Raw genomic sequence first — 23,164 nt, forward strand, 5'->3', positions numbered from 1 at the left:
TAGGGTCGGCGGCGAAACCGGAGGTGAGGGGGGACGCCATGGGGCCGGTGCGGGTCACGGCGATCGCGAGTCTGACGCCGCTGGAGGAGCTGGACGAGGATCCCTTCCTCGTCGACTCCCGCAGCCAGCACGCGATGTGCGCCCGCTGGGCCGCCGAGCGGGGCTACGTCGTCAGCCGCGAGTTGCTCGTGCGCGGGCTGCGGCCCGACCACGGGGCCCTGTGGGACGGCGTCCGGCCCGGCCGCGACGTCTTCGTGGCGCCCAGCCTGCGGGTCCTTGAGAGCGCGCTCGCCTCCGTCGAGGAGTTCACCGCCGAGTGCGCGCGCCGCGGGGTGCGCATCGAGACGGTGGGGCACGCGGAACCGGCGTACGACGCGGAGATGAAGGCGTGCGTGCACCGCCGCCTGTCGATGCCGACGGCCGGCTACGACGGCCGCTGACCGTCGGATCCGCCGCCACCCCACCCGCTCCCGCCCGCCTTCGGCCGTGCCCGCCGTGCGGCCGGGCACCGCGCTCCCGCCACGGCTGCCGCCGTGCGTGAGCCGTCCCGCGGCGGGGAAGGCGAGCGGCTCGACCGGAAGCGGCACGCGGGAGGCGAACGGGTCCCCGCGTGCGTTGTGACACTGTGAGCAGGGAGCCCGTGGGACGGGCCGGGACGTGAGGTGGCTGGGCGTGCGGGGCGTGCGGTGGCGGAGAGCCGCCAGTCAGGTCGGGCGGAGCGTCGCCGTGTGGGCGGTCTCCACCGTCACCATGCTCGTGCTCGCCGGGATCCTGCCCGACTTCCGGCTCCGCTCGCAGGACGGGTCCAGCGCCACCGACATCGCCGTCACGGCGGCCTTCGGCGCGGGCGCGTTCGGCCTGCTGTCGGCGCTGGTGTGGCCGCTGCTCGTGCGGCTGCTGCTCCTCGTCCCGGCGCTGGTGCTCGGCCTGCTGGTGTTCTTCCTCAACGGCGCGCTGCTGCTGCTCGCCCTCAACCTCAACCCGGCCGAGCGGGGAGCCGCCGCCCCGGAGACCGCCGTCGTCGTCGCCGCGGTGATGTCGGCCGTGGCATCGGCGACCGGCGCCGCCCTCGCCGTGCGCGACGACGACGCCTACCGCCGCCGGCTGTACCGGCTCTCCGACCGCCGCCGGCGCTCCGGACCGCCCAGCCCCTCCAGCCCCGGCACGCTCTTCCTCCAACTGGACGGCGTCGGCCACGACACCCTCCTGGACGCGGTCGGCAAGGGCCTGATGCCCACCGTCGCCCGCTGGATCGAGGACGGCGGCCACCGCCTCACCCCCTGGCGCACCGACTGGTCCAGCCAGACCGGCGCCAGCCAGCTGGGCATCCTGCACGGCAGCAACCACGACGTCCCCGCGTTCCGCTGGTACGAGAAGGACACCCGCGAGATCGTCGTCTGCAACCGGCCCACCAGCGCCGTCGAGCTGCAGCGCCGCGCCGTCCGGCACGCGGGGCACGACGGGCTGCTCGCCGTGGACGGCGCCAGCCGGGGCAACCTGTTCAGCGGCGGAGCCGACGAGCAGGCGCTGGTGCTGTCCATCGCCGTCCGCCGCCGCAGCCCGGAGAACCGCTCCCGCGACGGCTACTTCGCCTACTTCTCCGACCCCGCCAACGCCGTGCGCACCGCCCTGTCCTTCCTCGCCGAGGTGGGCCGCGAGATCGGCCAGTCCACCCGGGCCCGCCTGCGCAAGCAGCGCCCCCGGGTCTCCCGCGGGGGCCTCTACCCGCTGGTGCGGGCCTTCGCGACCGTCGTCGAACGGGACGTCGTGGTCGCCGCGGTGACCGGCGACATGCTCGCCGGCCGCACCGCCGTCTACGCCGACCTCGTCGCCTACGACGAGGTCGCCCACCACTCCGGCCCCGCCGGCCGCGACGCGCAGAAGGTCCTCGAACGGCTCGACCGCTGCCTCGCCCTCATCGAGAACGTCGCCGAACACGCCCCGCGCCCCTACCGGATCGTGGTGCTGTCCGACCACGGGCAGAGTCCCGGCGAGACGTTCCGCTCCCGCTACGGCCTCACCCTCGGCGATCTGGTGCGCGCCGGCTGCGGCCTGCCCGTGCCGCGCAGGGCGGAACGCACCCGCAGCGGGGCGGAGGCCCGGGCCGCCGTCCGCGCCGCCCTGCGCATCCCCGAGGAGGACGGCGGCGAGCGGCACCGCCCCGGACGACGGGAGGAGCCGATCGTGCTGGCCTCCGGCAACCTCGGCCTGATCTCCTTCCCGGACGTGCCCCACCGGATGACCAAGGAGGAGATCGACGCCCGCCACCCGGCGCTGCTGCCGACCCTCGCCAACCATCCCGGCATCGGCTTCCTGCTGGTGCGCAGCGAGGAGCACGGCGGAGTCGTCCTCGGCGCCTACGGTGCCGAGATACCGCTCGCCGACCTGGACGACAACCCCGGGCCGCTCGCGGCCTTCGGCCCGGGCGCTGCCGACGCGGTACGCCGGACGCACTCCTTCCCGCACACCGCCGACATCATGGTCAACTCCTTCCACGACCCGGCCGACGGCGAAGTCCTCGCCTTCGAGGAGCAGATCGGCTCCCACGGCGGGCTCGGCGGCGCCCAGGGCAAGCCGTTCCTGCTGTCGCCCACCGCGCTGTCGGCGCCGGTCCGGGACGGAGAGGCGCTCGTCGGCGCCGAGCACGTGCACCGGGTGCTGCGCCGCTGGCTGCGCGAGTCGAACGGACCGCAGGTGCCGGTGGAGACCGGCGAGGAGGAGCGCGCCGCCTGAAATTCGGCTGCGCCGGGCAGGCCGTCCGCGCACACTGTCGGTGTCCCACGCCGCACAGCTGCGCGTATGTCCCCATCCCCGAGGAGTAGCTGCTTTGCAGGCAGCCGTCACCGTCACGCCCTCCCGCGTCCCCGACCTGCTGCTCGGCCTCGCCACCGTGCGGCCGGTGTTCCTCTGGGGCGCCCCCGGCATCGGGAAGTCCTCCCTGGTGCGGGACTTCGCCGAGTCGCTGGGCCTGGAGTGCGTGAGCCTGCTGGGCACCCAGCTCGCCCCCGAGGACCTCATCGGCGTCCCCCAGATCCGCAACGGCCGCTCGGTGTTCTGCCCGCCGCAGGCCATCGCCCGCGACGAGCCCTACTGCCTGTTCCTGGACGAACTCAACGCGGCCACGCCCGACGTGCAGAAGGCGTTCTACTCGCTGATCCTGGACCGCCGCATCGGCGACTACGAACTGCCCCCCGGCTCCCTCGTCATCGGCGCCGGCAACCGCGCCACCGACAACGCCCTCGCCCGGCCCATCGCCTCCGCGCTCGTCAACCGGCTCACCCACGTGCACCTGGAGGCCTCCGCCGCCGACTGGCTGGCCTGGGCCCAGGGCAACGGCATCCACCCCTGGGTCGTGGACCACCTCACCGACCGGCCCGACCACCTCTGGTCCAAGCCGCCCAAGACCGAGGAGCCGTTCTCCACGCCCCGCTCCTGGCACATGCTCTCCGACGCCCTGCACTCCTTCGGCCCGGACCTCGACGAGGACACCCTGAAGGTCCTCGCCCACGGCACCCTCACCCCGGCGCACGCCACCGCCTTCTGCGGCTACGTCAAGATCGTCCGCAGCCGGTACGGCATCGAGGCGATCATCAGGGGCGACGCCGGCTGGCCCCATCGCCCCGAGGACCGCGACCTGCTCTACTACCTCGCCGACTCCTTCCGCGGCCGGCTGGTCAAGGAACTGCCGGTCAGCCGCGAGCACATGTCCGCCAACGGCCGCCGGACCGCCTACCGCGCCAAGTCGCTGCTGGTGCAGCTCGCGGAGATCTCCGTCGAGGTCGCCCAGACGGTCGTCGCCTCCGACAGCGACGGCAACCCGGTGCTGCCCTCGTGGTTCCTCGTCGAGGCGGCCCGGGACATGCCCCGGCTGGTGGAGGCGCGGCGGTGAGCCGCAGCCCCGCCAGGAAGAAGAAGCGGGACCTCGCCGGCGAGGCGTTCGCCGAAGGAGTACGCCTGCTGAAGGCCAACCCCGCCCTGGCGGCGGTCGAGTTCGACATCTGCCGCCGGGAGGAGTGCTCCCTCGCCCCGCGCGGCGGACTCGTCGCCGTCGACTCGGACGGCGACCTGCACGTCCACCCGGACCGGCTCGCCGAGCCCGCCGACTGGGCCTGGGCGCTCGCGCACGCCGTCCTCCACCTCGGCTTCGGCCACATCCCGGCGGTCAAGGGCGCACGCGTGCAGCCCGACGCCTTCGACGTCGCCGCCCGCTGCGTCGTCGTCAACCGCTTCCTGCTCGGCTTCACCGTCGGCAGCACCCCCGACCACCTGCCCGCCTCCTATCCGGACGGCGACGAGGACCAGCTGGCCGCGCGCTGGCGGCGCGACGGCCTGCCCGCCGCGTACGCCCGCTGCGGCACGGCCGGCGACGAACCCGACCAGGTGCTGGTGCCGTGGACCGGCTGGTCCCGTCCGCCCGACTGGCAGCTGGCCTTCGCCACCGCCCTGACCCGGACCGTCTCCGCCGCGATGGACATGGCGGGCGGCCGCCGCGACACCCTGGGGGGCGAGGCGCCCGACCGGCACCCCTGGCAGCGGGCCCTGAGCTGGTTCGTCTCCTCCTACCCGCTCCTCGGCGGCATCGCCTCCGGCATCGAGCTGGTCGCCGACGCCGAACTGGCCCGTGCCCACGGCATCGCGATCGCCGCCGTCAACGCCGAGGCCGGGGAGATCTACCTCAACCCGCTGCGCCGGCTGGACGAGGACGAATGGCGCTTCGTCCTCGCCCACGAGATGCTGCACGCCGCCCTGCGCCACGGCGACCGCTGCGGCACCCGCGACCCCTACCTGTTCAACGTCGCCTGCGATTACGTCGTCAACGGCTGGCTGACCGAGATGCAGATCGGCACCATGCCCGAAGGACTGCTCCACGACCCCGCCCTCGCCGGGCTGTCCGCCGAGGAGATCCACGACCGCATCGCCGGCGACCTGCGCCGGCAACGGCGCCTGGCCACCCCGCGCGGCAAGGGCGCCGGCGACGTGCTCGGCGCGCCGCTGGGCTCACCCCGCGCCTACGTCGACCTCGACGCCTTCTACCGCCGCGGTCTCGCCCAGGGCTTGGACCTGCACCAGCGCCAGGAGCGGGGCTTCCTGCCCGGCGGACTGGTCGAGGAGATCCGTGCGCTGTCCCATCCGCCGCTGCCCTGGGACGCGCGTCTCGCCCGCTGGTTCGACGAGTTCGTGCCCCGCCCCGAGCCGCTGCGCACCTACGCGCGCCCCTCGCGGCGCCAGGCGGCCACACCCGGCATCCCGCGCGCCGGGCGGTACTTCCCGCCCGAGGAGGTCGCCCGCTGCACCTTCGGCGTCGTCCTGGACACCTCCGGCTCCATGGACCGCACCCTCCTCGGCAAGGCCCTGGGCGCCATCGCCTCCTACGCCGGGGCCCGTGACGTGCCGGCCGCCCGGGTCGTCTTCTGCGACGCCGCCCCGTACGACGCGGGCTACCTGCCCGTCGGCGAGATCGCCGGCCGGGTGCGGGTGCACGGGCGCGGCGGGACCGTGCTGCAACCGGGCATCGACCTGCTGCACCGCGCCGACGACTTCCCGCCCGGGGCGCCCGTGCTGATCATCACCGACGGCTGGTGCGACGACCTGCGTGTGCGGCGTGAGCACGCCTACCTCCTGCCGCCGGGCGCGCGGCTGCCGTTCCGGCCCAGGGGTCCGGTCTTCCGCGTCAGTTGAGGCGTGATGTGATCGGATGGGGGACACAGGACCCGCCGGACGGGCCCCCACGCGACTCCGTACGCGAAAGGAAGAACTCGTGGCTACCACGCGCTCCGCACACACGGTCTGGGAAGGCAACCTGCTGGAGGGGAAGGGCGTCGTCACCTTCGACTCCTCCGGTGCCATCGGCGAGCAGCCGGTCACGTGGGCCTCCCGCGCCCAGGAGGCGAACGGGAAGACCAGCCCCGAGGAGCTGATCGCCGCCGCCCACTCCAGCTGCTTCTCCATGGCCTTCTCCAACATCCTGAACAAGGCCGGGACGCCGCCCACCAAGCTCGTCACCTCGGCCGACGTCTCCTTCCAGCCCGGCGAGGGCATCACCGGCATCCACCTCACCGTCGAGGGCACCGTCCCCGGCATCGACGAGGAGGCCTTCCTGGCCGCCGCCGAGGAGGCCAAGACCGGCTGCCCGGTGAGCCAGGCGCTGAAGGCGACGCCCATCACGCTGTCCGCCAAGCTCGCCTGAGCACACCCGGCTCCCGACGCGCGGGACCGCCCTGCCGGGGCGGCCCGCGCGTCGCGCTGTCCGGCGTGCACCACCCCCACCGGGCTGCGGCCGCCCGCACCCGGCATTGACAACAGCGCACTCAAGTTTTGTGCTGGAAGGTGTGCGGGGCGCCCTGACGGAAGGGGACAGCGATGGGACGGGCGGTCGGGATCGACCTCGGAACGACGAACTCGGTGGTCGCCGTGCTGGAGGGCGGCGAACCCACCGTCATCGCCAACGCGGAGGGGGCCAGGACCACACCCTCGGTCGTGGCGTTCGCCAAGAACGGCGAGGTGCTGGTCGGCGAGGTCGCCAAGCGGCAGGCCGTGACGAACGTGGAGCGCACGGCGCGGTCGGTCAAGCGGCACATGGGAGACGCCGGCTGGCGCTTCCCGGAGCACGGCGACGTCGACGGCACCCGCTACCGCGCGCAGGAACTGTCGGCGCGGGTGCTGCAGAAACTGAAGCGGGACGCGGAGTCCTACCTCGGCGAGGACGTCACCGACGCGGTGATCACCGTCCCCGCGTACTTCGACGACACCCAGCGGCAGGCGACCAAGGAGGCCGGCGAGATCGCGGGCCTGAACGTCCTGCGCATCATCAACGAGCCGACCGCCGCGGCCCTCGCCTACGGACTGGACAAGGGCGACGACCGGACGGTCCTGGTCTTCGACCTCGGCGGCGGCACCTTCGACGTGTCGCTGCTGGAGATGGGCGAGGGCGTCATCGAGGTCAAGGCCACCAACGGCGACACGCACCTCGGCGGCGACGACTGGGACCAGCGGATCGTCGAGTACCTGGTCAAGCGCTTCCAGGGGCAGTACGGCGTCGACCTCGCCCGGGACAAGATGGCCCTGCAGCGGCTGCGCGAGGGAGCGGAGAAGGCCAAGATCGAGCTGTCCAGCTCCACCGAGACGACCATCAACCTGCCCTATATCACGGCCTCGGCCGAGGGGCCCCTGCACCTCGACGAGAAGCTGACCCGGGCCCAGTTCCAGGAGCTCACCGCCGACCTGCTGGACCGCTGCAAGGCCCCGTTCCACCAGGCGGTCCGGGACGCGGGCGTGCAGCTCTCGGCGATCGACCACGTGATCCTCGTCGGCGGCTCGACCCGCATGCCCGCCGTGACCGACCTGGTGAAGGATCTCACCGGCAAGGACCCGCACAAGGGCGTCAACCCCGACGAGGTCGTGGCCCTGGGCGCCGCGCTCCAGGCGGGCGTCATCCGCGGCGACGTCAAGGACGTGCTGCTGCTCGACGTCACCCCGCTGTCCCTCGGCATCGAGACCAAGGGCGGCATCATGACCAAGCTCATCGAGCGCAACACCACGATCCCCACCCGGCGTTCGGAGATCTTCACCACGGCCGCCGACAACCAGCCCTCGGTCGGCATCCAGGTCTACCAGGGGGAGCGCGAGATCGCCGCGTACAACAAGAAGCTCGGCGTCTTCGACCTCACCGGACTGCCCCCGGCCCCGCGCGGCGTCCCGCAGATCGAGGTCGCCTTCGACATCGACGCCAACGGCATCATGCACGTCTCCGCCAAGGACCTGGCGACCGGCCGGGAGCAGAAGATGACCGTCACCGGCGGCTCGGCCCTGCCCAAGGACGACATCGACCGCATGATGCGCGAGGCCGAGCAGTACGCGGAGGAGGACCGCAAGCGCCGCGAGGCCGCCGAGACCCGCAACCAGGCCGAGCAACTCGTCTACCAGACCGAGAAGTTCCTCAAGGACAACGCCGACAAGGTCCCGGCCGACACGAGGACCGAGGTCGAGTCGGCCCTCCAGGAGGTGAAGGAAGGGTTGAAGCAGCAGGCGGACACCGCCGCCCTCCGCGCCGGCGTCGAGAAACTCGCCACGGCCGGCCAGAAACTGGGCCAGGCCCTCTACGCCCAGGCGCAGCAACCCTCCGCCGACCACCCCACCGCCACCTCCCGGGACGAGGACGGCGTGGTGGACGCGGAGATCGTCGACGAGGACCGACGCGACGCCAAGGAGGGCCCGGCCTGAGAAGCCGTGACGGCGGCGGCCGCGGCCGTCCGGCCCGTCGGGGGCGCGGGCGTCAGGGCCCGGGCAGGCGGGCCCCGGGCGCGGCGGTGACGGCCGGCGGCAGCGTCGCGCACACCGCGTCCAGGACCGCGGCGTAGGGGGTGCCGAAGGACGTCAGGCCCGTGCGGAGGGATTCCAGGCCGTCGCGGTGGTCCGTGAGCGGCCGGGTCGTGCCCGTGCGGGCCGCGAGCTCCAGGACCGCCGGCAGGAAGTCCGGGGGCTCCTCGCCGGTGGTCCGCAGGCCGTGGGCGCGGTAGAGGTCCTCCGAGGGCGCCGGGGCCGCCTCGCGCCAGACGCGCAGGTACAGGCTGTGCTCCCGGTGGCCGGACTCGAAGACCTCGACGTAGTGCGCGGCCAGCTCCCGCTGCGGGGTGACGGCCGCGTGGTCGGCGAACTCCCGCAACTGCGGCGCGGCTTCACGCAGCAGCGGCAACCGGGTGCGGAAGCCGTCGTCGGGGTACATCAGGCACAGTGCCGCCGCCTGGTACAGCACCTCGAATCCGGGCATCGGACCTCCTTCGCGTGCTCCCCGTCCCCCCGACGCTAGGGGCGCCCCGCCGGGGCCACCCGCCGACGGGGCCCGTACGGGTCAGGCCGCCGCGCGCCTCCAGGGGGCGACAGCCGGGACGGGCCGGGCCGCCCCGTCGCGCCAGGGGGGCGCCCGTAGGGGGCTCAGTACGCGTCGCGGTACTCCCGCAGCAGCTCCTCCGCGCGCCGCGTGGAACCGGACCGGGCCGTCATGTGGTCCAGGACCTCCAGGTGCGCCGAGACCTCCTTGCGCGAGTCCAGGTACAGCGCGCCGGTCAGGTACTCCGTGAAGACCATGTCCGGCAGCTCCGGCTCGGCGAAGCGGAACAGGGAGAACGGCGCGTACGTCCCGGGGTGCGGGCCGTCCCGGAACTCCGCGATCTGCAACGTGACCCGGTCCCGCGCGGCGTACTCCAGCAGCTTGTCCAGCTGCTCGCGCATCACCCGGCCGTCGACGCTCACCGGCCGCCGCAGCACCGTCTCGTCCATGATCACCCACAGGTGCGGGGGATCCGGCTGCTCCAGCAGGCGCTGCCGCTCCATGCGCAGCGACACGTGCCGCTCCACGGCCTCGGGCCCGGCGTTGGCGATGGTCCCGGTCTCCAGCACGGCCCGCGCGTACCCCTCGGTCTGCAGCAGGCCGGGCACGAAGTGCGGCTCGTAGGAGCGGATGATCCGGGCCGCGCCCTCCAGGCTCACGTACAGGCTGAACCACTCCGGCAGCACGTCGTGGAACCGCTGCCACCAGCCGGGCCGGTTCGCCTCCTCGGCCAGGTCCACGAACGCGGTCACCTCGTCCTCGCCGACCCCGTAGGCGGTCAGCAGGATCTGCACGTACGGGATCTTCAGCGCCACGTCGGCGGTCTCCATGCGCCGGACCGTCGCGGGGGCGACGCGCAGCACGCGCGCGGCCTCCTCCCGGCTCAGCCCCGCGGCCTCACGCAGTTCCTGCAGCCGCTTGCCCAGCACCACCTGGCCCACGGTGGGTGCGGCCCGCCGTTCGCTCACGCCACGCCTCCCCAACGTGCCCGGTCCGCGATCAGTCTGTCACGCCGGGTCCGCGCTCTCCCAGAGCCGGAAGCGGAATTGATCGACACGGCCGGTCGGGCGGGGGCATGACCTCGCGGGTAATCGACCCGGCCCGGCCGGTCCGGGATCGTCGTCCGTACCCCGCTCCGGGCCGGCGCACTCCGGCCCGGGGCGCGGCCCCGGCCACCGCACCACGACCCGACGGAGGGTGATGCCCCATGTCCGCGATCCAGCTCGCCGCGCTCGCCCGGACCTCCGAGCCGCAGTCCATGCTGCGCCGCTTCCTGGCCCTGGACGCCGTGGTGACCGGCGCCAACGCCGTCGCCTACCTCGCGTTCTCCGGCCCGCTGGGACGGTTCCTCGGCGTCGGCTCCGACCTGCTGCTCGGCGTCGGCGCCTTCCTCGCCCTCTACACGGCCGGGGTGGCGCTGCTGGCCGGACACCGGCGGCCGCCCACGGCCGCGGTGCGGGCCGTCGTCGAGGGCAACCTCGCCTGGACGGTGCTCAGCCTGGCGGCCCTGGCGCTGTGGCTGTCGCCGAGCACGGCCGGCGCCGTGTGGACGGTGCTCCAGGCCCTGGCCGTCGCCGGGTTCGCCGCCGCCCAGCACCTCGCGCTGAAAGCACGTCAGGAAGACATCTCCTGAAGGTACTTGACCGTCGCCGGGTCGGCCGGGAGCAGCGTCTCGATGGCCAGCTCGGCGACGGTCACGTCCATCGGGGTGTTGAACGTCGAGATCGACGAGATGAACGACAGCGTCCGGCCCTCGTGCTCGATCCGCAGCGGCAGCGCGAAGTACGGCACCGGCTCCGCCGCCTCCTCGGCCGGATCCTCCGCCGGTACGGGGTACGCCGAGACCTCCTCGTACAGGGCCCGCAGCGGCGCGGAGCGGTGCAGCGCGATCTGCCGCCGCATCTGCTCCAGCAGATGGCCGCGCCAGGCGCGCAGATTCCGGATGCGCGGCGCCAGCCCCTCCGGGTGCAGCGCGAGCCGCATCGCGTTCAGCGGCGGCTCCAGCAGGCCCGCGGAGACCCCGTCGACCAGCGCCATCACCCCCCGGTTGGCCGCGACCACGTCGTAGCGCGCGTCCACCACCAGCGCCGGATACGGTTCATAGCCGCCGATGAGCCGCTCGATGCCGGCGCGCAGCGCCTCCAGCGCCGGGTCGTCCAGCGGCGTCTCCGGGTAGCGCGGGGCGTAACCGGCCGCCAGCAGCAGGGCGTTGCGCTCCCGCACCGGGACGTCCAGGTGCTCGGCCAGCCGCAGCACCATCTCCTCGCTCGGCCGGGAGCGGCCCGTCTCGACGAAGCTGATGTGCCGGGCCGAGGAGTCCGCGCGCAGGGCCAGCTCCAGCTGGCTCACCCGGCGCTGCTCCCGCCAGGCCCGCAGCAGCGGGCCCACGCCCTGCCCGGCGGTGGACGCGTGAGTGGTCATGCCGCCGACCGTAGCCGAGATCCGGCCGTACCGGTCAGGCACACCGCCTGACCAGGGACGCAGGCCTCCCGCTGTGGCAGGCTGAGAGACGACGAGGACGCCGAGAGCCAGGGGAAGGAGCGCAGCCCATGCCCGTCGCACCGCTGTCGCAGAAGGAGATCGAGGACCGGCTGGCCGAGCTGCCGGGCTGGTCGCTCGACGGCGACCGCATCCGCCGCTCCTACCGTCTGGCCTCGCACACCGCCGCGACGGCCATGGTCGTGCACATCGCCCAGGTGCAGGAGGAGCTCGACCACCACTCCGACCTGACGCTGGGCTACGACACCGTGTCCCTGTCGGTGCACACGCACAGCGCCGGCGGCGCCGTCACCGCGAAGGACTTCGAGCTCGCCCGCAGGGTGGAGGACCTGGCCCCGGCGCACGGGGCACACTGACCGCGTGCTGGACTACGACAAGGAAGCGGAACGCTACGACGCCTCCCGCGGCGGCGAACCCCGGGCGGCCGCCGCCGCCCAGGCCGTGCTGGACCTCCTGCCGCCGCACGCGCGCGGCCTGTTGGACGTCGCCTGCGGCACCGGCATCGTCACCCGCCGGCTCGCGGCCGGCCGCCCGGACCTGCGCGTGACCGGCGTCGACCTCGCCCCCGCCATGGCGCGCCGGGCCGCCACCCGGCTCCCGGGAGCCGTCGTCCGCGCCGACAGCCGCCGACTGCCCTTCCGGGACGGGGAGTTCGACGCCGTGTGCAGCATCTGGCTGCTGCACCTGGTCGACGAGCCCGATGTGCGCGCCGTCGTCGGCGAGTGCGCCCGGGTGCTGCGGCCCGGCGGGGTGTACATCACGACCGTGGACAAGGCCGCCTCCCACAACGTGGGCAGTGACATCGATGTCGTCCTGTCCGAACGCCCGCCCGGGCCGGTCCGGGACGCGGCGGCGGACGTCACGTCCTGCGCCGCCGCCCACGGCCTGGTGCCGGCCGGGCGGGCGCGCTTCACCGGCCACGGCCAGGGCCGCAGCCCCCGCCGCACCGTCGCCGACCTGCGCCGGGGCTGGTTCGTCACCCTGCCGCCCGGCGACCCCCTCGCCGAGGACTTCGCGGCGCGCCTGGCCCGGCTCCCCGACCAGGACCGCCCGCGCCCCGACCCGGTGTTCAGCCTCAGGGCGTTCCGGAAGGGCGGCTTCGACCAGGGCGGCGCCGCCCCATGACCCGGCCGGCCGGGCCTCGCCGACACCGTTCGGCATCCGGCCCGTCCCGCCGCGCGCGATGCCGCCGGCCGTGGCGCGACGTGCTGCGCCCGGCCCGCCGGACCGGGTCGGCGTACCTCGGTCCATGCCCAGGCCGCTGGTTCCCCGCCCGGTTCCGGCAACCGATGCAGAACGCCCGAACGCCGCTGTCCTGGCCCCCTGAGGTGCCGTCCGCGCGGGCCCGCCGGGGCTTTCCGCCCCGGCGGGCCGGTGCCCGATTGTTGCCGGGACGGCAACATCGGTGGCCCTTTCGCGGTGCGTCGGCGCACGCTGGCCGCATCCGAGCGAGAGGCTGAGCCCCATGGCGCACCGGCACGACCACCCCCACGAGCACGAGCACACGCCCGGACAGGGCCACCACCACGGCCACACGGACATGGACTGGGCCGAGATGGGCCCGCTGCTGGAGTCCTCGGCCGAACTGTTCGCCTCCCTCTACGAGCGGGCACTGGGCTGGCTGGCGAAGGAGGTGACCGAACCGGGGCTGATCGTGGACGCGGGCAGCGGGCCGGGCGTCGTGGCGTGCCTGTTCGCGGAGACGTTCCCGGGCGCGCGGGTCGTCGCCGTGGACGGCTCCGTGCCGCTGCTGGAGCGGGCCCGGGCGCGGGCCGAGCGGCTCGGATTCACGGACCGCTTCGGCACGATCACCGGTGAACTCCCTGACGTACTGGGCGAGTTGGAGTACCCCGCGGACCTGCTCTGGGCGAGCCGCAGCCTGCACCACCTCGGCGATCAGCGGGCCGCGCTCGCCGCGTTCGCGGCCCGGCTGGCGCCCGGCGGCACGCTGGCCCTCATGGAAGGCGGGCTGCCCCCGCGGTTCCTGCCGCGCGACATCGGCATCGGCCGGCCCGGACTCCAGGCGCGGATCGACGCGGTGCAGGCCGAGTGGTTCACCCGGATGCGCCACGACCTGCCCGGGCACGTCGCCGAGACCGAGGACTGGCCGGCCCTGCTGTCCGCGGCGGGCCTGAAGCCCACCCGGACCCACAGTTTCCTGCTGGACCTCCCGGCACCCGTGTCGGACCGGGCCCGGGCCTACGTCGTGGCCTCGCTGTCGCACATGCGCGACAAGCTGGCCGAGGGGCTCGACGCCGAGGACCTCGCGACCGTCGACCGCCTCCTCGACCCCGACGACGAGGCGAGCGTGCACCGCCGCCCGGACGTGTTCGTCCTGGAGGCCCACACGGTTCACACGGCGGTCCGGCCGGGATAGCGCCCGCAACGGTCGTCGTCACCGGGCGGGGGACACCTGCGGGGACCTCGCCGGGGGCCGGCATCGCGCGGGTGCGCAACGCGCGGCGCCCCGGTCCGTGAGCCGCGGGGGCTTCGGGCCGGGGCGCCGCGCGTCGCGCCGGGGTGCCGGTCAGGCGTCGTTGAACTCCGCCGGGTGCGGGCCCAGGCGGCGGTCCTCGTTCAGGGCGCTGATGGCCGCGAGGTCCTCGTCGTCCAGGCTGAAGCCGAAGACGTCGATGTTCTCCTCGATCCGCGCGGGCGTCACGGACTTCGGGATCACCACGTTGCCCAGCTGGAGGTGCCAGCGCAGCACGACCTGGGCGGGGGTGCGGTCGTGCTTGCGGGCGATGGCCACGATCGCCGGGACCTCCAGCAGGCCCTTGCCCTGGCCCAGCGGCGACCAGGCCTCCGTGGCGATGCCGTGCTCCGCGTGGTAGTCGCGGGCGGCCTGCTGCTGCAGGTGCGGGTGCAGCTCGATCTGGTTCACCGCGGGGACGACCGACGTCTCGTCGATCAGCTGCTCGAGGTGCTCCGGAAGGAAGTTCGAGACACCGATGGCCTTGATCCGCCCGTCGGCGTGCAGCTTCTCGAACGCCTTGTAGGTGTCGACGTACAGGCCCCGCTCCGGCGTCGGCCAGTGGATCAGGTACAGGTCGACGTAGTCCAGGCCGAGCTTGCCCAGCGAGGTGTCGAAGGCGCGCAGGGTGGAGTCGTATCCCTGGTCGGCGTTCCAGAGCTTGGTCGTGACGAAGAGTTCCTCGCGGGGGACGCCGGACGCGGCGATGGCCTTGCCGGTGCCCTCCTCGTTGCCGTAGATCGCCGCTGTGTCGATGCTGCGGTACCCGGCCTCCAGCGCCGTCGCGACGGCCGTCTCGGCCTCGTCGTCCGGCACCTGCCAGACGCCGAAGCCCAGCTGGGGCATCTCGACGCCGTTGTTCAGGATGATCGGGGGGACCTTGCTCACGAGCTCTCGATCCTTAGGTTTGCGGTCAGGTGTGCTCCCATCGTCAACGATCACGAGCCGTGATGCATTCCTGACGGGAGAATTCCGAAGCGACGAATGCCCCGTACGGCAGGGGTCACGCCCGGTACAGCGCCTCGACCTCGTTCTCGTACGCCTTCTCGATCGCCCTGCGCTTGAGCTTCAGGGAGGGCGTGAGCAGCCCGTGCTCCTCCGTGAACGGCTGGGCCAGGATGCGGAAGGTGCGGATGGACTCCGCCTGCGAGACCAGCGTGTTCGCGGCGACCACCGCGCGCCGCACCTCCGTCTCCAGGTCCTCGTCGCGCACCAGCTCCGCCGGGGACATCCGCGGCTTGTTCCGCATCGCCAGCCAGTGCTCCACGGCCTCCTGGTCGAGGGTCACCAGAGCGGCGATGTAGGGGCGGTCGTTGCCCACGACGATGCACTGGTTGACCAGCGGGTGGTCCCGGACCCGCTCCTCCAGCACTCCGGGTGAGACGCTCTTGCCGCCCGAGGTGACCAGGATCTCCTTCTTGCGGCCGGTGATCGTCAGGTAGCCGTCCTCGTCGAGCACGCCGAGGTCGCCGGTGGCCAGCCAGCCGTCGTGCAGGGTCCCGTCGGTGGCCTTGGGATTGTTCAGGTAGCCCTGGAAGACGTTGTCGCCGCGCAGCCAGATCTCGCCGTCGTCCGCGATGTGGACGGTCATGCCCGGGATGGGCCGGCCGACCGTGCCGAAGCGGGTGCGCCCGGGCGGGTTGGCCGTCGCGGCGGCCGTGGACTCGGTGAGCCCGTAGCCCTCGTAGATGTGCACGCCGGCGCCGGCGAAGAACAGCCCCAGGCGCCGGTCCATCGCGGAGCCGCCGGACATGGCGTGCTTGATCCGGCCGCCCATCGCCGCACGGATCCTGGCGTAGACGAGCTTGTCGAACAGCTGGTGCTGCAGGCGCAGCCCCGCGGACGGGCCCGGCCCGGTGCCCCACGCCTTCGCCTCCATGGCGTCGGCGTACTGGACGGCGATGTCGACCGCCTTCTCGAAGGGGCCGGAGCGGCCCTCCTTCTCCGCCTTGCGGCGGGCCGCGTGGAACACCTTCTCGAAGATGTACGGCACGGCCAGGAAGAACGTCGGCCGGAATGCCGCGAGGTCCGGCAGCAGCGCCGCCGCGTCGAGCTGCGGCTGGTGGCCGAACTTCACCTTCCCGCGGATCCCGGCGACCTGGACCATCCGCCCGAAGACGTGCGCGAGGGGCAGGAAGAGCAGCGTCGAGGCCTCGTCGCCCCGCTTGGAATGGAACACCGGCTCCCACCCCTCGATGACGGTGTCCGCCTCGTACATGAAGTTGCCGTGGGTGAGGAGGCAGCCCTTGGGGCGGCCGGTGGTGCCCGAGGTGTAGATGATCGTGGCGACCGAGTCGGGGGTGACGGCCTGCCGGTGGCGGTGCACCACCTCGTCGTCGAGGTGCGCGCCGGCGTCGTACAGCTCGTGCACCGCGCCCGAGTCCAGCTGCCACAGACGGCGCAGCTGCGGCAGCCGGTCGATCACGGTGGCGATCGTCATGGCGTGGTCCTCGTGCTCCACGACCGCGGCCGTCACCTCGGCGTCGTAGAGCATCCAGAAGCACTGCTCGGCCGAGGAGGTCGGGTAGACCGGCACGACCTGGGCGCCGACGGTCCACAGGGCGTAGTCGAAGAGGGTCCACTCGTAGCGGGTGCGGGACATGATCGCCACGCGGTCACCGAACCGGACGCCGCTCGCCAGCAGTCCCTTGGCCAGGGCGAGCACCTCGTCGCGGAACTCGGCGCTCGTCACGTCCCGCCACTGCCCGGTGTCGTCCTTGCGGCCCAGCGCCACGTGCCGCGGGTCCTCCTCGGCATGGCGGAAGACCACGTCGGCCAGACCGCCCACCGGTGGTGCGGACGCCGACGGAGGGTTGGTGAACTCGCGCAAACCCCGCTCCCCGCTCCTCGGCGCTTCGATCGGGTGACGCCCCGCACAGCGCCGTGAAAGCTACCCCACACGTCCGGGGCGCGGGAGGGGGTGCGCAGGTGAGCAGCGCTCTCGTCCGCGCTGGTCAGCGGGGGAAAATGCGCTCACATGGGGAAGGGTCGGACACATTCCTGACGGTTGAGTAAGTTTCGGTGCCGTAATCTCCACCGAATCTGTACGACCCGCGTGCCGGTGCGGACGGCCGCAGAAAAGGGTGTCTCCCCTGTCAGCGCACCGCAGGCGCGTTCCGTCACCCGGCGGCGTGGCACCTCCGCCGCGCGCCCGGGTCACAGGTCCTCGCGCTCGCTGCGGCGCAGCCGGTCACCGCCCGACAGCAGCGCCGCCGCCAGGGCGTCCGCCGCTCCTTGCGCGGACGGCCGGCGCCGGCCGTGCACCACGACGAAGTCGACGTGCCCCAGCTCCGGCAGTCCAGCCCGGTCCGGCACCCGGACCAGGCCCGGCGGGATCAGCCCCCGCGAGTGGGCCATCACGCCCAGCCCCGCCCGGGCCGCGGCGAGGAGACCGTTGAGGCTGCCGCTGGTGCACACCACCCGCCATTGGCGGCCCTGCCGCTCCAGCGCCTCCAGGGCCAGCGCGCGGGTGATGCCCGGCGGCGGGTAGACGATCAGCGGCACCGGCCGGCCGGGGTCGAGCCGCAGGCGCTCCGCGCCGATCCACACCAGCCGGTCGTGCCGGACCAGCTCGCCGCGCGGGTCCTCGGGCCGCCGCTTGGCCAGCACGAGGTCCAGCTTCCCGGCGGCCAGCTGCTCGTGCAGCGTGCCCGACAGTTCGACCGTCAGCTCCAGGTCGACCTCCGGGTGCTCTTGCCGGAAGGCCTCCAGAATCTCCGGCAGCCGGGTCAGCACGAAGTCCTCCGAGGCGCCGAAGCGCAGCCGGCCGCGCAGCCGGGTGCCGGTGAAGAACGCCGTCGCCTGCTCGTGCACCTCCAGGATCCGGCGGGCGAAGCCGAGCATCGCCTCACCGTCCTCGGTCAGCTCCACCGAGTGGGTGTCCCGGCTGAACAGCGTCCGCCCGGTGGCCTCCTCCAGCCGCCGTACGTGCTGGCTGACGGTCGACTGGCGCAGCCCGAGCCGCCCCGCGGCTCGGGTGAAGCTCAGCGTCTGCGCCACCGACAGGAACGTGCGCAGATGGGCGGGCTCGTACACGCCCCCACGTTATCGCGGACCGTGATAGCAGTGAGTGCGGCGTACGGGATTCCCGATCGCCGGAGGGGGGAGCAGGATGGAAGGGGGCCGCCCCGGTCCCGCCCCGACCCAAGCACCGCAGCAGCACGAGCAAGTGGAGCACCGTGAAACGCCTGCACCGGCCCCGTCGGCTGCCGATCGACCCGTTCATCCTGCTGCTCCTCGGGACCGTGGGCCTCGCCGCCCTGGTCCCGGCACGCGGGCCGGCCGCCGACGCCGCCTCCTGGGCCTCCACGGCGGCCGTCGCCCTGCTGTTCTTCCTGTACGGCGCCCGGCTGTCCACCCGCGAGGCGCTGGACGGGCTGCGCCACTGGCGGCTCCACGCCACCGTGCTGGCCTGCACCTTCGTCCTCTTCCCGCTCCTCGGCCTCGCGGCCCGGGGGCTGGTGCCGGTGGTCCTCACGCAGCCCCTCTACCAGGGGCTGCTCTTCCTCACCCTGGTCCCGTCGACCGTCCAGTCCTCCATCGCCTTCACCTCCCTCGCCCGCGGCAACGTGCCCGCGGCGATCTGCGCGGGCTCCTTCTCCTCCCTCGTCGGGATCGTCGCCACCCCGCTGCTCGCCGCGTCGCTGCTCGGCAGCAGCACCGGGTTCTCCGCCGACTCGCTGCTGAAGATCGTGCTGCAGCTGCTGGTGCCGTTCCTCGCGGGGCAGGTGCTGCGCCGCTGGATCGGCGGGTTCGTCGCCCGCCACAAGAAGGTCCTGTCCCTGGTGGACCGCGGCTCGATCCTGCTGGTCGTCTACACCGCGTTCAGCCAGGGCATGGTGCAGGGCATCTGGCACCAGGTCAGCCCCGCGCGCCTGGGCGGGCTGTTCGCCGTGGAGGCGCTGATCCTCGCCGTGATGCTGGCGCTGACCTGGTACGGCGGCAAGGCCCTGCACTTCGGCCGCGCCGACCGGATCGCCCTGCAGTTCGCCGGCTCCAAGAAGTCCCTGGCGGCCGGACTACCCATGGCCAGCGTCCTGTTCGGCGCGCAGGCGGCGCTCGCGGTGCTGCCGCTGATGCTGTTCCACCAGATGCAGCTGATCGTGTGCGCGGTGATCGCCAGGCGGCGCGCCCGGGACCCGGAGGCGCGGCTCAGCGCGGCGGAGCCAGCCGCAGCGTCACGAACCGCGGCCGGTACAGGGACACGTTCCGGCTGAGCCGGTCCGCCGCGCCGGTGATCTCCAGCGTGTTGACGTCGTAGCTCAGGACCAGGCGCCCCTCGCCGCTCAGCACCGGATGCGCCTGCGGGTTGTAGGCGGCGACCTCTCCCTGCGGCAGCGGAGGGGTGAACTCCTTCCCCGGGCCGTGCCACGGTCCCTCCGGGGCGCAGGCCCAGTACGAGGCCACCGTCGTCAGGCCCTCGGCCCCGGTGGCCATCGTGAACAGCACGTACGTCCCGCCGTCCCGGACGACCGAGAAGGCGCTGCCCACGCCCTTGCGCCGCCCGTCCCCGAGCACCGGGCGGGGCCGGGCCCCGGGCACCCAGTCCGCGCCGCTCCAGTACTCCCAGGCCGCCGGGTCCGCGAGGGCACCCCTCGGCACCCGGGCCAGGTAGGCGTGCGAGGCGGGGCGGGCGGCGGGCCGGCCGTCGTCGCCGCCGTAGACGTACGTCCAGCCGTCCCGGGCCACCAGGGTCGTGCCGAACAGCACCCGCCGGGACGCGTCCGGTACCCGGCTCTGGTCGAGGACCTCGACGATCGACTCCAGTTCCAGCCGCGGCAGGGACAGGGTGGCGACCTCGGTGGCAGCCGGGACACCGTAGATCCACGGGGCCTGGCCGGTCGTGCGCACCCACAGCAGCACCCGGAGCACCTGCTCGGCGGAGCCGGGGGAGCGGGGCTCGACGCGGGCGGCGACCGGCCAGCGCCACCGGCCGGGCGACGGGTCGGGGAAGAGCGGTGCGGGCAGGGTGGATTCGAGCCGTCCGCCGCGCATCAGCACCGCCGAGTTGCGCACCATCGGCGCGGTCGCGTCCCGCCAGGCGACGGGCTCGCCGACGGGGTTCGGCGGGCCGTGCACCCGGCCCAGGTAGGTGTCCGAGAACAGCCACAGCACCCGGCCGTCGGGCAGCCGCACCGAGTGGGTGCCGTCCCCGCCGGTCCAGTCGTCGGTGCGCGCCGGGTCGTCGCCGTACCGGGCGAACTCGCCGGTGAGGCCGTCGTCGGCACGCCAGGAGGCGACGGTCCGGGCCCGGCAGGCCGCGTCGTCCGGACCGTCGTCCTCCGGCAGGGCGATGAGCAGCGCCGCGCCGAGCACCAGAACCAGCAGCATGCCGATCCCGGTGCCCGCGCGCCGCCGTGCTCGTGCTGCGTCTGTGTCGTCCGGCACGTCGCGTGACGTTAGTTGCTGCCGTCCACCCGGTCCATGGGCAGGTGCAGCACGGTGCCCCGGGAGGCCGCGCCCGCGGCGCCGGACGCCAACTCCCCGTCGGACAGAGCCCGGTTCCACACCCGGACGTCGTCGACCGCACCGGTGAGGAAGGCGCGGCTGTCCATGCGCTGCCCGATGTGCACGCCGAACGGCGAGGTGCGGCTGACCGAGCCCGGTACGCCGGCGGTGCCGAAAGCCTCGCCGTCGAGGAAGAGGGTCAGCCTCCCGCCGCCGCGGCGCAGCGCCAGGTGGTGCCAGCGGCCGTCGTTGCGGGCGCCGGGGGCCGACACCGAGGCGGTCCGGACGGCGGCGGCACCCGAGCGGGTGGTGATCAGCGCCCGGATCCGGTGGCGGGCCGGTTCCCCGCGCAGCCAGACCTGGGGCTGGGCGCCGCCGGTGCCGCCCAGCCACAGCAGCGGCTGCTCACCGCCCCTCGCCGTGTAGCGGAAGTGCAGTGAGGCGGTGAAGTCGTCCTCGCCGAGGGCCAGTCGCGCGCGGTGGGGCAGCCGGACGGCGTCGTCGGCGCCGTCGAAGATCAGGGCGCCCCCGCGCACACCGTCCGTCCGCCGGGCTCCGCCCAGGACGGCCGCCGGTGCGGCGCCCGGTGCCGTGTCGGGGGTGGTCGGGTCGGCGGCCCGGCGGGGTGCCAGCCAGTCCTCGGTGAAGCGCGCGAACCTGATCTCGTCGCGGGCGTCGGCCGTGCCGCCCTCGTAGAGCAGCCCCACCGTCCGGTCGTCGACCGCCGCCAGGTCCGAGTAGCCGGACCAGTCCCGTGTGACGACCGTGCCGCGGTCCACGCTCTCCCAGGTGCGCCCGCCGTCGTAGGAGGAGCGGACCATCATCGTGCGGCGGCGGTCGGGGTCGGCCGGTGCCGACAGCAGCAGCCGGCCGCCCAGGCGCAGGGTCGCGCCCTGGACCTGCGGGGTGTAGAGGTCGGGGAGGGACCGGAAGGGGCCGGCGAAGGAGCCGCCGCCGTCGAGGCTGAGGGCCTGGGAGCGGTGGCCGGGGTCGGTGCCGTCCTGCTCGCGGCCGCTCACCAGGACGGCCCCGTCGGCGCGTTCGGTGAGCGTCATCTCCGACGGCTTCTGCCGGAACATGCCGTCCGGCGCGGCCGGCCACGTCTGCGTGGCGCCCACCCGCCAGTGGGTGCCGCCGTCGTCGCTGACGATCAGTGCGGCGTGGTTGGCGCTGACGCGGGAGCCGTCCCACGTCTCGGCGTTGACGCCCAGCACGAGCCGTCCGGCGCGGGTGCCGCGGGTCAGCTGGATGCCGTGCACGGGTCCGGTGGCGTACCAGGCGTTCCAGTGCGCGGGCCGGATGTCGCGGCTCAGGTCGCGCGGCCTCGACCAGGTCCGCCCGTCGTCGTCGCTGTACTGCAGGTACGGGGTGCGCTCGCAGGGCGTCGCGCAGTTGCCGGCGTCGCGGCGGCCGCGGTTGTACGTCTCGGCCAGCAGGATCCGTCCGGTGCGGCGGTCCACGAGGGGCGTCGGGTTGCCGCGCGTGTCGCCCGCGCCCTCGGTGACCACCCGCAGCGGGCCCCAGGTGCGGCCGCCGTCGGTGGAACGCTTGACGACGATGTCGATGTCGGCCGCGTCACCGCAGTTGAGGACCCGGCCCTCGGCGAAGGCGAGCAGCGTGCCGCGGGTGGTGCGCACGATCGCCGGGATGCGGAAGCAGGCGTATCCCGGGTCGCGGCCGGCCTCGAAGAGGACCCGCTGCGTGAACTCCGGCGCGGCGGCGGCCGGCCGGCCGTGGGCCGGACCCGCGGGCAGGAGCAGCGCCCCGGCCGCGGCGGCGGTGAGGGAGCGGCCGAGGGGTGAACGAAGGCGTGACGGCATGGTGCGACCTGTCCTTGAGGCGCCCGCCGGCCGGACCACCGGGCAGGAGGACGGTCGCCCGGTCTCCCGGACGTCCCCCGCGCGGGCGCCGGGCCGTGGACGGTACGTGGCTTCGCTGATCCCCCCGGGGAACACTCGTCAGGGAACGAGGACGACCTTGCCCAGGTTGGACCGGCCCTCGATCTCCCCGTGGGCCTTGGCCGCGTCCTCCAGGGCGAACCGCCCGTGCACGACGGGCCGGACCTCGCCGGCGGCGAACAGCCGCCACAGCTCCTCGCGCCACCGCTCGTACAGCTCGGGCCTGCCGCGGGCGACCCGGGCCATCTGGAACCCGATGACCGACTTCGCGCCCACGAGCAGGTCGTACGCCTGGATGGCCCCGCCGCCCGAGCTGTACGCCACCAGCCGGCCCTCGGGGACGAGCGCGTGCAGGGCCCGGGTGAGCAGCTCCCCGCCGACGGCGTCCAGGACGTAGTCGACGGGGGTGCCCCAGCTCGCGTCGCCGTACGACAGGACGTGGTCGGCGCCGAGACCGCGCACGAAGTCGGCCTTGCCCGGGTCCGAGACGGCGCCCACGACCCGCCCCGCGCCGCGCGTCCTGGCCAGCTGCACCGCCAGGTGGCCGACCCCGCTCGCGGCGGCCGTGACCAGCACCGCCTCGCCCGGCTCGGGGCGCGCCGCCTCCAGGGCGCCGAGGGCCACCAGACCGCTGCGGACCAGGGCCACCGCGTCGACGGCGCTCGCCTCGTCCGGGACCGGGGAGGCCATCGCCTCGTGCAGCAGCGCGTGGTCGGCGTATCCGTGCCCGACGCACAGGCCCGTCACGCGGTCGCCCGTGCCGAAGTCGGAGACGCCTTCGCCCACGGCCGTCACCTCCCCGGCGATCTCCCCGCCCAGCGGCACCGGTTCGGGGGTCTCGGCGACCTTGCGGACGGCCGGGAGCGTGACGCCGATCGCCTCCGTGCGCACGAGCAGCTCCCCGGGGCCCGGCTCCGGAAGCGGCGCCTCCTCGACGAACAGGGGGCCGCCTGGCGATTCGTAGCGGACGCGGCGCATCACACCTCCGGGATCGTCGGTGGACCCGACGAGATCGTTGGG

Annotated in this window: 20 protein-coding genes; 11 read left to right on the forward strand and 9 right to left on the reverse strand. The window is 74.0% G+C overall.

Translation table 11 applies throughout. The annotated features are described in order from the left end of the window. Positions 1-38: 38 nt before the first annotated feature. From ACFYWG_RS23890 to dnaK, 6 genes are all read left to right on the forward strand, one after another. Positions 39-440: a hypothetical protein gene (locus tag ACFYWG_RS23890; RefSeq protein ID WP_383507537.1), complete on the forward strand. Its 402-nt coding sequence runs from the start codon at positions 39-41 to the stop codon at positions 438-440. A 232-nt stretch (positions 441-672) separates the two neighbouring features. Beyond that, complete coding sequence (locus ACFYWG_RS23895; RefSeq protein ID WP_385415278.1) at positions 673-2,733, forward strand: phage holin family protein; 2,061 nt, start codon at positions 673-675, stop codon at positions 2,731-2,733. A gap of 94 nt (positions 2,734-2,827) precedes the next feature. After that, a complete protein-coding gene (locus ACFYWG_RS23900; RefSeq protein WP_389203408.1) occupies positions 2,828-3,889 on the forward strand; it encodes an ATP-binding protein in 1,062 nt (353 codons plus the stop codon). Further along, positions 3,886-5,679 carry a hypothetical protein gene (locus tag ACFYWG_RS23905; protein WP_389203410.1) on the forward strand — a complete coding sequence of 598 codons (1,794 nt, stop codon included), beginning with the start codon at positions 3,886-3,888 and terminating at the stop codon, positions 5,677-5,679. The genes ACFYWG_RS23900 and ACFYWG_RS23905 overlap by 4 nt, the downstream gene beginning before the upstream one ends. A gap of 79 nt (positions 5,680-5,758) precedes the next feature. Then, positions 5,759-6,187: an OsmC family peroxiredoxin gene (locus ACFYWG_RS23910; RefSeq protein ID WP_369195001.1), complete on the forward strand. Its 429-nt coding sequence runs from the start codon at positions 5,759-5,761 to the stop codon at positions 6,185-6,187. Positions 6,188-6,360: 173 nt separating this feature from the next. Then, complete coding sequence (gene dnaK, locus ACFYWG_RS23915; protein ID WP_385415287.1) at positions 6,361-8,220, forward strand: molecular chaperone DnaK; 1,860 nt, start codon at positions 6,361-6,363, stop codon at positions 8,218-8,220. 52 nt (positions 8,221-8,272) lie between these two features. Here the strand turns inward: dnaK and ACFYWG_RS23920 are convergent, their stop codons facing one another. After that, a complete protein-coding gene (locus ACFYWG_RS23920) occupies positions 8,273-8,767 on the reverse strand; it encodes a nitrate reductase molybdenum cofactor assembly chaperone (RefSeq protein ID WP_385415290.1) in 495 nt (164 codons plus the stop codon). Positions 8,768-8,931: 164 nt separating this feature from the next. Further along, positions 8,932-9,795, reverse strand: a complete 864-nt coding sequence (locus ACFYWG_RS23925) for a helix-turn-helix domain-containing protein (protein ID WP_376324146.1) — start codon at positions 9,793-9,795, stop codon at positions 8,932-8,934. 239 nt (positions 9,796-10,034) lie between these two features. Here ACFYWG_RS23925 and ACFYWG_RS23930 point away from each other — a divergent pair, with 239 nt between their 5' ends. Further along, on the forward strand, positions 10,035-10,460 hold the full coding sequence (locus tag ACFYWG_RS23930) for a hypothetical protein (RefSeq protein WP_383504740.1): 426 nt from the start codon (positions 10,035-10,037) through the stop codon (positions 10,458-10,460). Here ACFYWG_RS23930 and ACFYWG_RS23935 read toward each other — a convergent pair. Further along, positions 10,442-11,248, reverse strand: coding sequence for a helix-turn-helix domain-containing protein (locus tag ACFYWG_RS23935; RefSeq protein WP_389203414.1), 807 nt, complete (start codon positions 11,246-11,248; stop codon positions 10,442-10,444). The genes ACFYWG_RS23930 and ACFYWG_RS23935 overlap by 19 nt on opposite strands. A gap of 128 nt (positions 11,249-11,376) precedes the next feature. On the opposite strand from ACFYWG_RS23935, the gene ACFYWG_RS23940 reads away from it, so the two are divergent. From ACFYWG_RS23940 to ACFYWG_RS23950, 3 genes are all read left to right on the forward strand, one after another. Continuing rightward, entirely contained in the window at positions 11,377-11,682 is a 306-nt protein-coding gene (locus tag ACFYWG_RS23940; protein ID WP_383504735.1) for a 4a-hydroxytetrahydrobiopterin dehydratase, read from the forward strand. 4 nt (positions 11,683-11,686) lie between these two features. Next, positions 11,687-12,451 carry a class I SAM-dependent methyltransferase gene (locus ACFYWG_RS23945; protein WP_385415301.1) on the forward strand — a complete coding sequence of 255 codons (765 nt, stop codon included), beginning with the start codon at positions 11,687-11,689 and terminating at the stop codon, positions 12,449-12,451. A gap of 340 nt (positions 12,452-12,791) precedes the next feature. After that, on the forward strand, positions 12,792-13,703 hold the full coding sequence (locus tag ACFYWG_RS23950; RefSeq protein WP_389203417.1) for a methyltransferase: 912 nt from the start codon (positions 12,792-12,794) through the stop codon (positions 13,701-13,703). Positions 13,704-13,853: 150 nt separating this feature from the next. On the opposite strand, the gene ACFYWG_RS23955 is transcribed toward ACFYWG_RS23950, so the two are convergent. The 3 genes from ACFYWG_RS23955 to ACFYWG_RS23965 form a co-directional block, all read right to left on the reverse strand. Continuing rightward, entirely contained in the window at positions 13,854-14,645 is a 792-nt protein-coding gene (locus tag ACFYWG_RS23955; protein ID WP_389203535.1) for an aldo/keto reductase, read from the reverse strand. Positions 14,646-14,802: 157 nt separating this feature from the next. Continuing rightward, the gene (locus ACFYWG_RS23960) at positions 14,803-16,629 is read right to left on the reverse strand and encodes an AMP-dependent synthetase/ligase (protein ID WP_383504726.1); all 1,827 of its coding nucleotides are present in this window, start codon (positions 16,627-16,629) and stop codon (positions 14,803-14,805) included. A 326-nt stretch (positions 16,630-16,955) separates the two neighbouring features. Then, entirely contained in the window at positions 16,956-17,834 is an 879-nt protein-coding gene (locus ACFYWG_RS23965) for a LysR substrate-binding domain-containing protein (protein ID WP_389203419.1), read from the reverse strand. A 143-nt stretch (positions 17,835-17,977) separates the two neighbouring features. Between ACFYWG_RS23965 and ACFYWG_RS23970 the strand changes: the two genes are divergently transcribed. Beyond that, positions 17,978-19,015: a bile acid:sodium symporter family protein gene (locus ACFYWG_RS23970; protein WP_389203421.1), complete on the forward strand. Its 1,038-nt coding sequence runs from the start codon at positions 17,978-17,980 to the stop codon at positions 19,013-19,015. Here ACFYWG_RS23970 and ACFYWG_RS23975 read toward each other — a convergent pair. From ACFYWG_RS23975 to ACFYWG_RS23985, 3 genes are all read right to left on the reverse strand, one after another. Continuing rightward, a complete protein-coding gene (locus ACFYWG_RS23975) occupies positions 18,951-20,186 on the reverse strand; it encodes a DUF4185 domain-containing protein (protein ID WP_389203423.1) in 1,236 nt (411 codons plus the stop codon). The genes ACFYWG_RS23970 and ACFYWG_RS23975 overlap by 65 nt on opposite strands. Positions 20,187-20,197: 11 nt before the next feature. Next, entirely contained in the window at positions 20,198-22,066 is a 1,869-nt protein-coding gene (locus ACFYWG_RS23980; protein WP_389203425.1) for an exo-alpha-sialidase, read from the reverse strand. 138 nt (positions 22,067-22,204) lie between these two features. Continuing rightward, positions 22,205-23,122, reverse strand: a complete 918-nt coding sequence (locus ACFYWG_RS23985) for a zinc-binding alcohol dehydrogenase family protein (protein WP_389203427.1) — start codon at positions 23,120-23,122, stop codon at positions 22,205-22,207. Positions 23,123-23,164 lie beyond the last annotated feature (42 nt).

It is taken from the genome of Streptomyces sp. NPDC003456, assembly GCF_042878735.1.
In the GTDB taxonomy this organism is placed as follows: domain Bacteria; phylum Actinomycetota; class Actinomycetes; order Streptomycetales; family Streptomycetaceae; genus Streptomyces.

What these genes read in the sequence shown, in the direction of transcription:
- ACFYWG_RS23890 (WP_383507537.1), top strand. Translation starts at nt 39, where the DNA reads ATGGGGCCGGTGCGGGTCACGGCGATCGCGAGTCTGACGCCGCTGGAG.
- dnaK (WP_385415287.1), top strand. Translation starts at nt 6,361, where the DNA reads ATGGGACGGGCGGTCGGGATCGACCTCGGAACGACGAACTCGGTGGTC.
- ACFYWG_RS23920 (WP_385415290.1), bottom strand. Translation starts at nt 8,767, where the DNA reads ATGCCCGGATTCGAGGTGCTGTACCAGGCGGCGGCACTGTGCCTGATG.
- ACFYWG_RS23930 (WP_383504740.1), top strand. Translation starts at nt 10,035, where the DNA reads ATGTCCGCGATCCAGCTCGCCGCGCTCGCCCGGACCTCCGAGCCGCAG.
- ACFYWG_RS23935 (WP_389203414.1), bottom strand. Translation starts at nt 11,248, where the DNA reads ATGACCACTCACGCGTCCACCGCCGGGCAGGGCGTGGGCCCGCTGCTG.
- ACFYWG_RS23940 (WP_383504735.1), top strand. Translation starts at nt 11,377, where the DNA reads ATGCCCGTCGCACCGCTGTCGCAGAAGGAGATCGAGGACCGGCTGGCC.
- ACFYWG_RS23950 (WP_389203417.1), top strand. Translation starts at nt 12,792, where the DNA reads ATGGCGCACCGGCACGACCACCCCCACGAGCACGAGCACACGCCCGGA.
- ACFYWG_RS23955 (WP_389203535.1), bottom strand. Translation starts at nt 14,645, where the DNA reads ATGCCCCAGCTGGGCTTCGGCGTCTGGCAGGTGCCGGACGACGAGGCC.
- ACFYWG_RS23980 (WP_389203425.1), bottom strand. Translation starts at nt 22,066, where the DNA reads ATGCCGTCACGCCTTCGTTCACCCCTCGGCCGCTCCCTCACCGCCGCC.
- ACFYWG_RS23985 (WP_389203427.1), bottom strand. Translation starts at nt 23,122, where the DNA reads ATGCGCCGCGTCCGCTACGAATCGCCAGGCGGCCCCCTGTTCGTCGAG.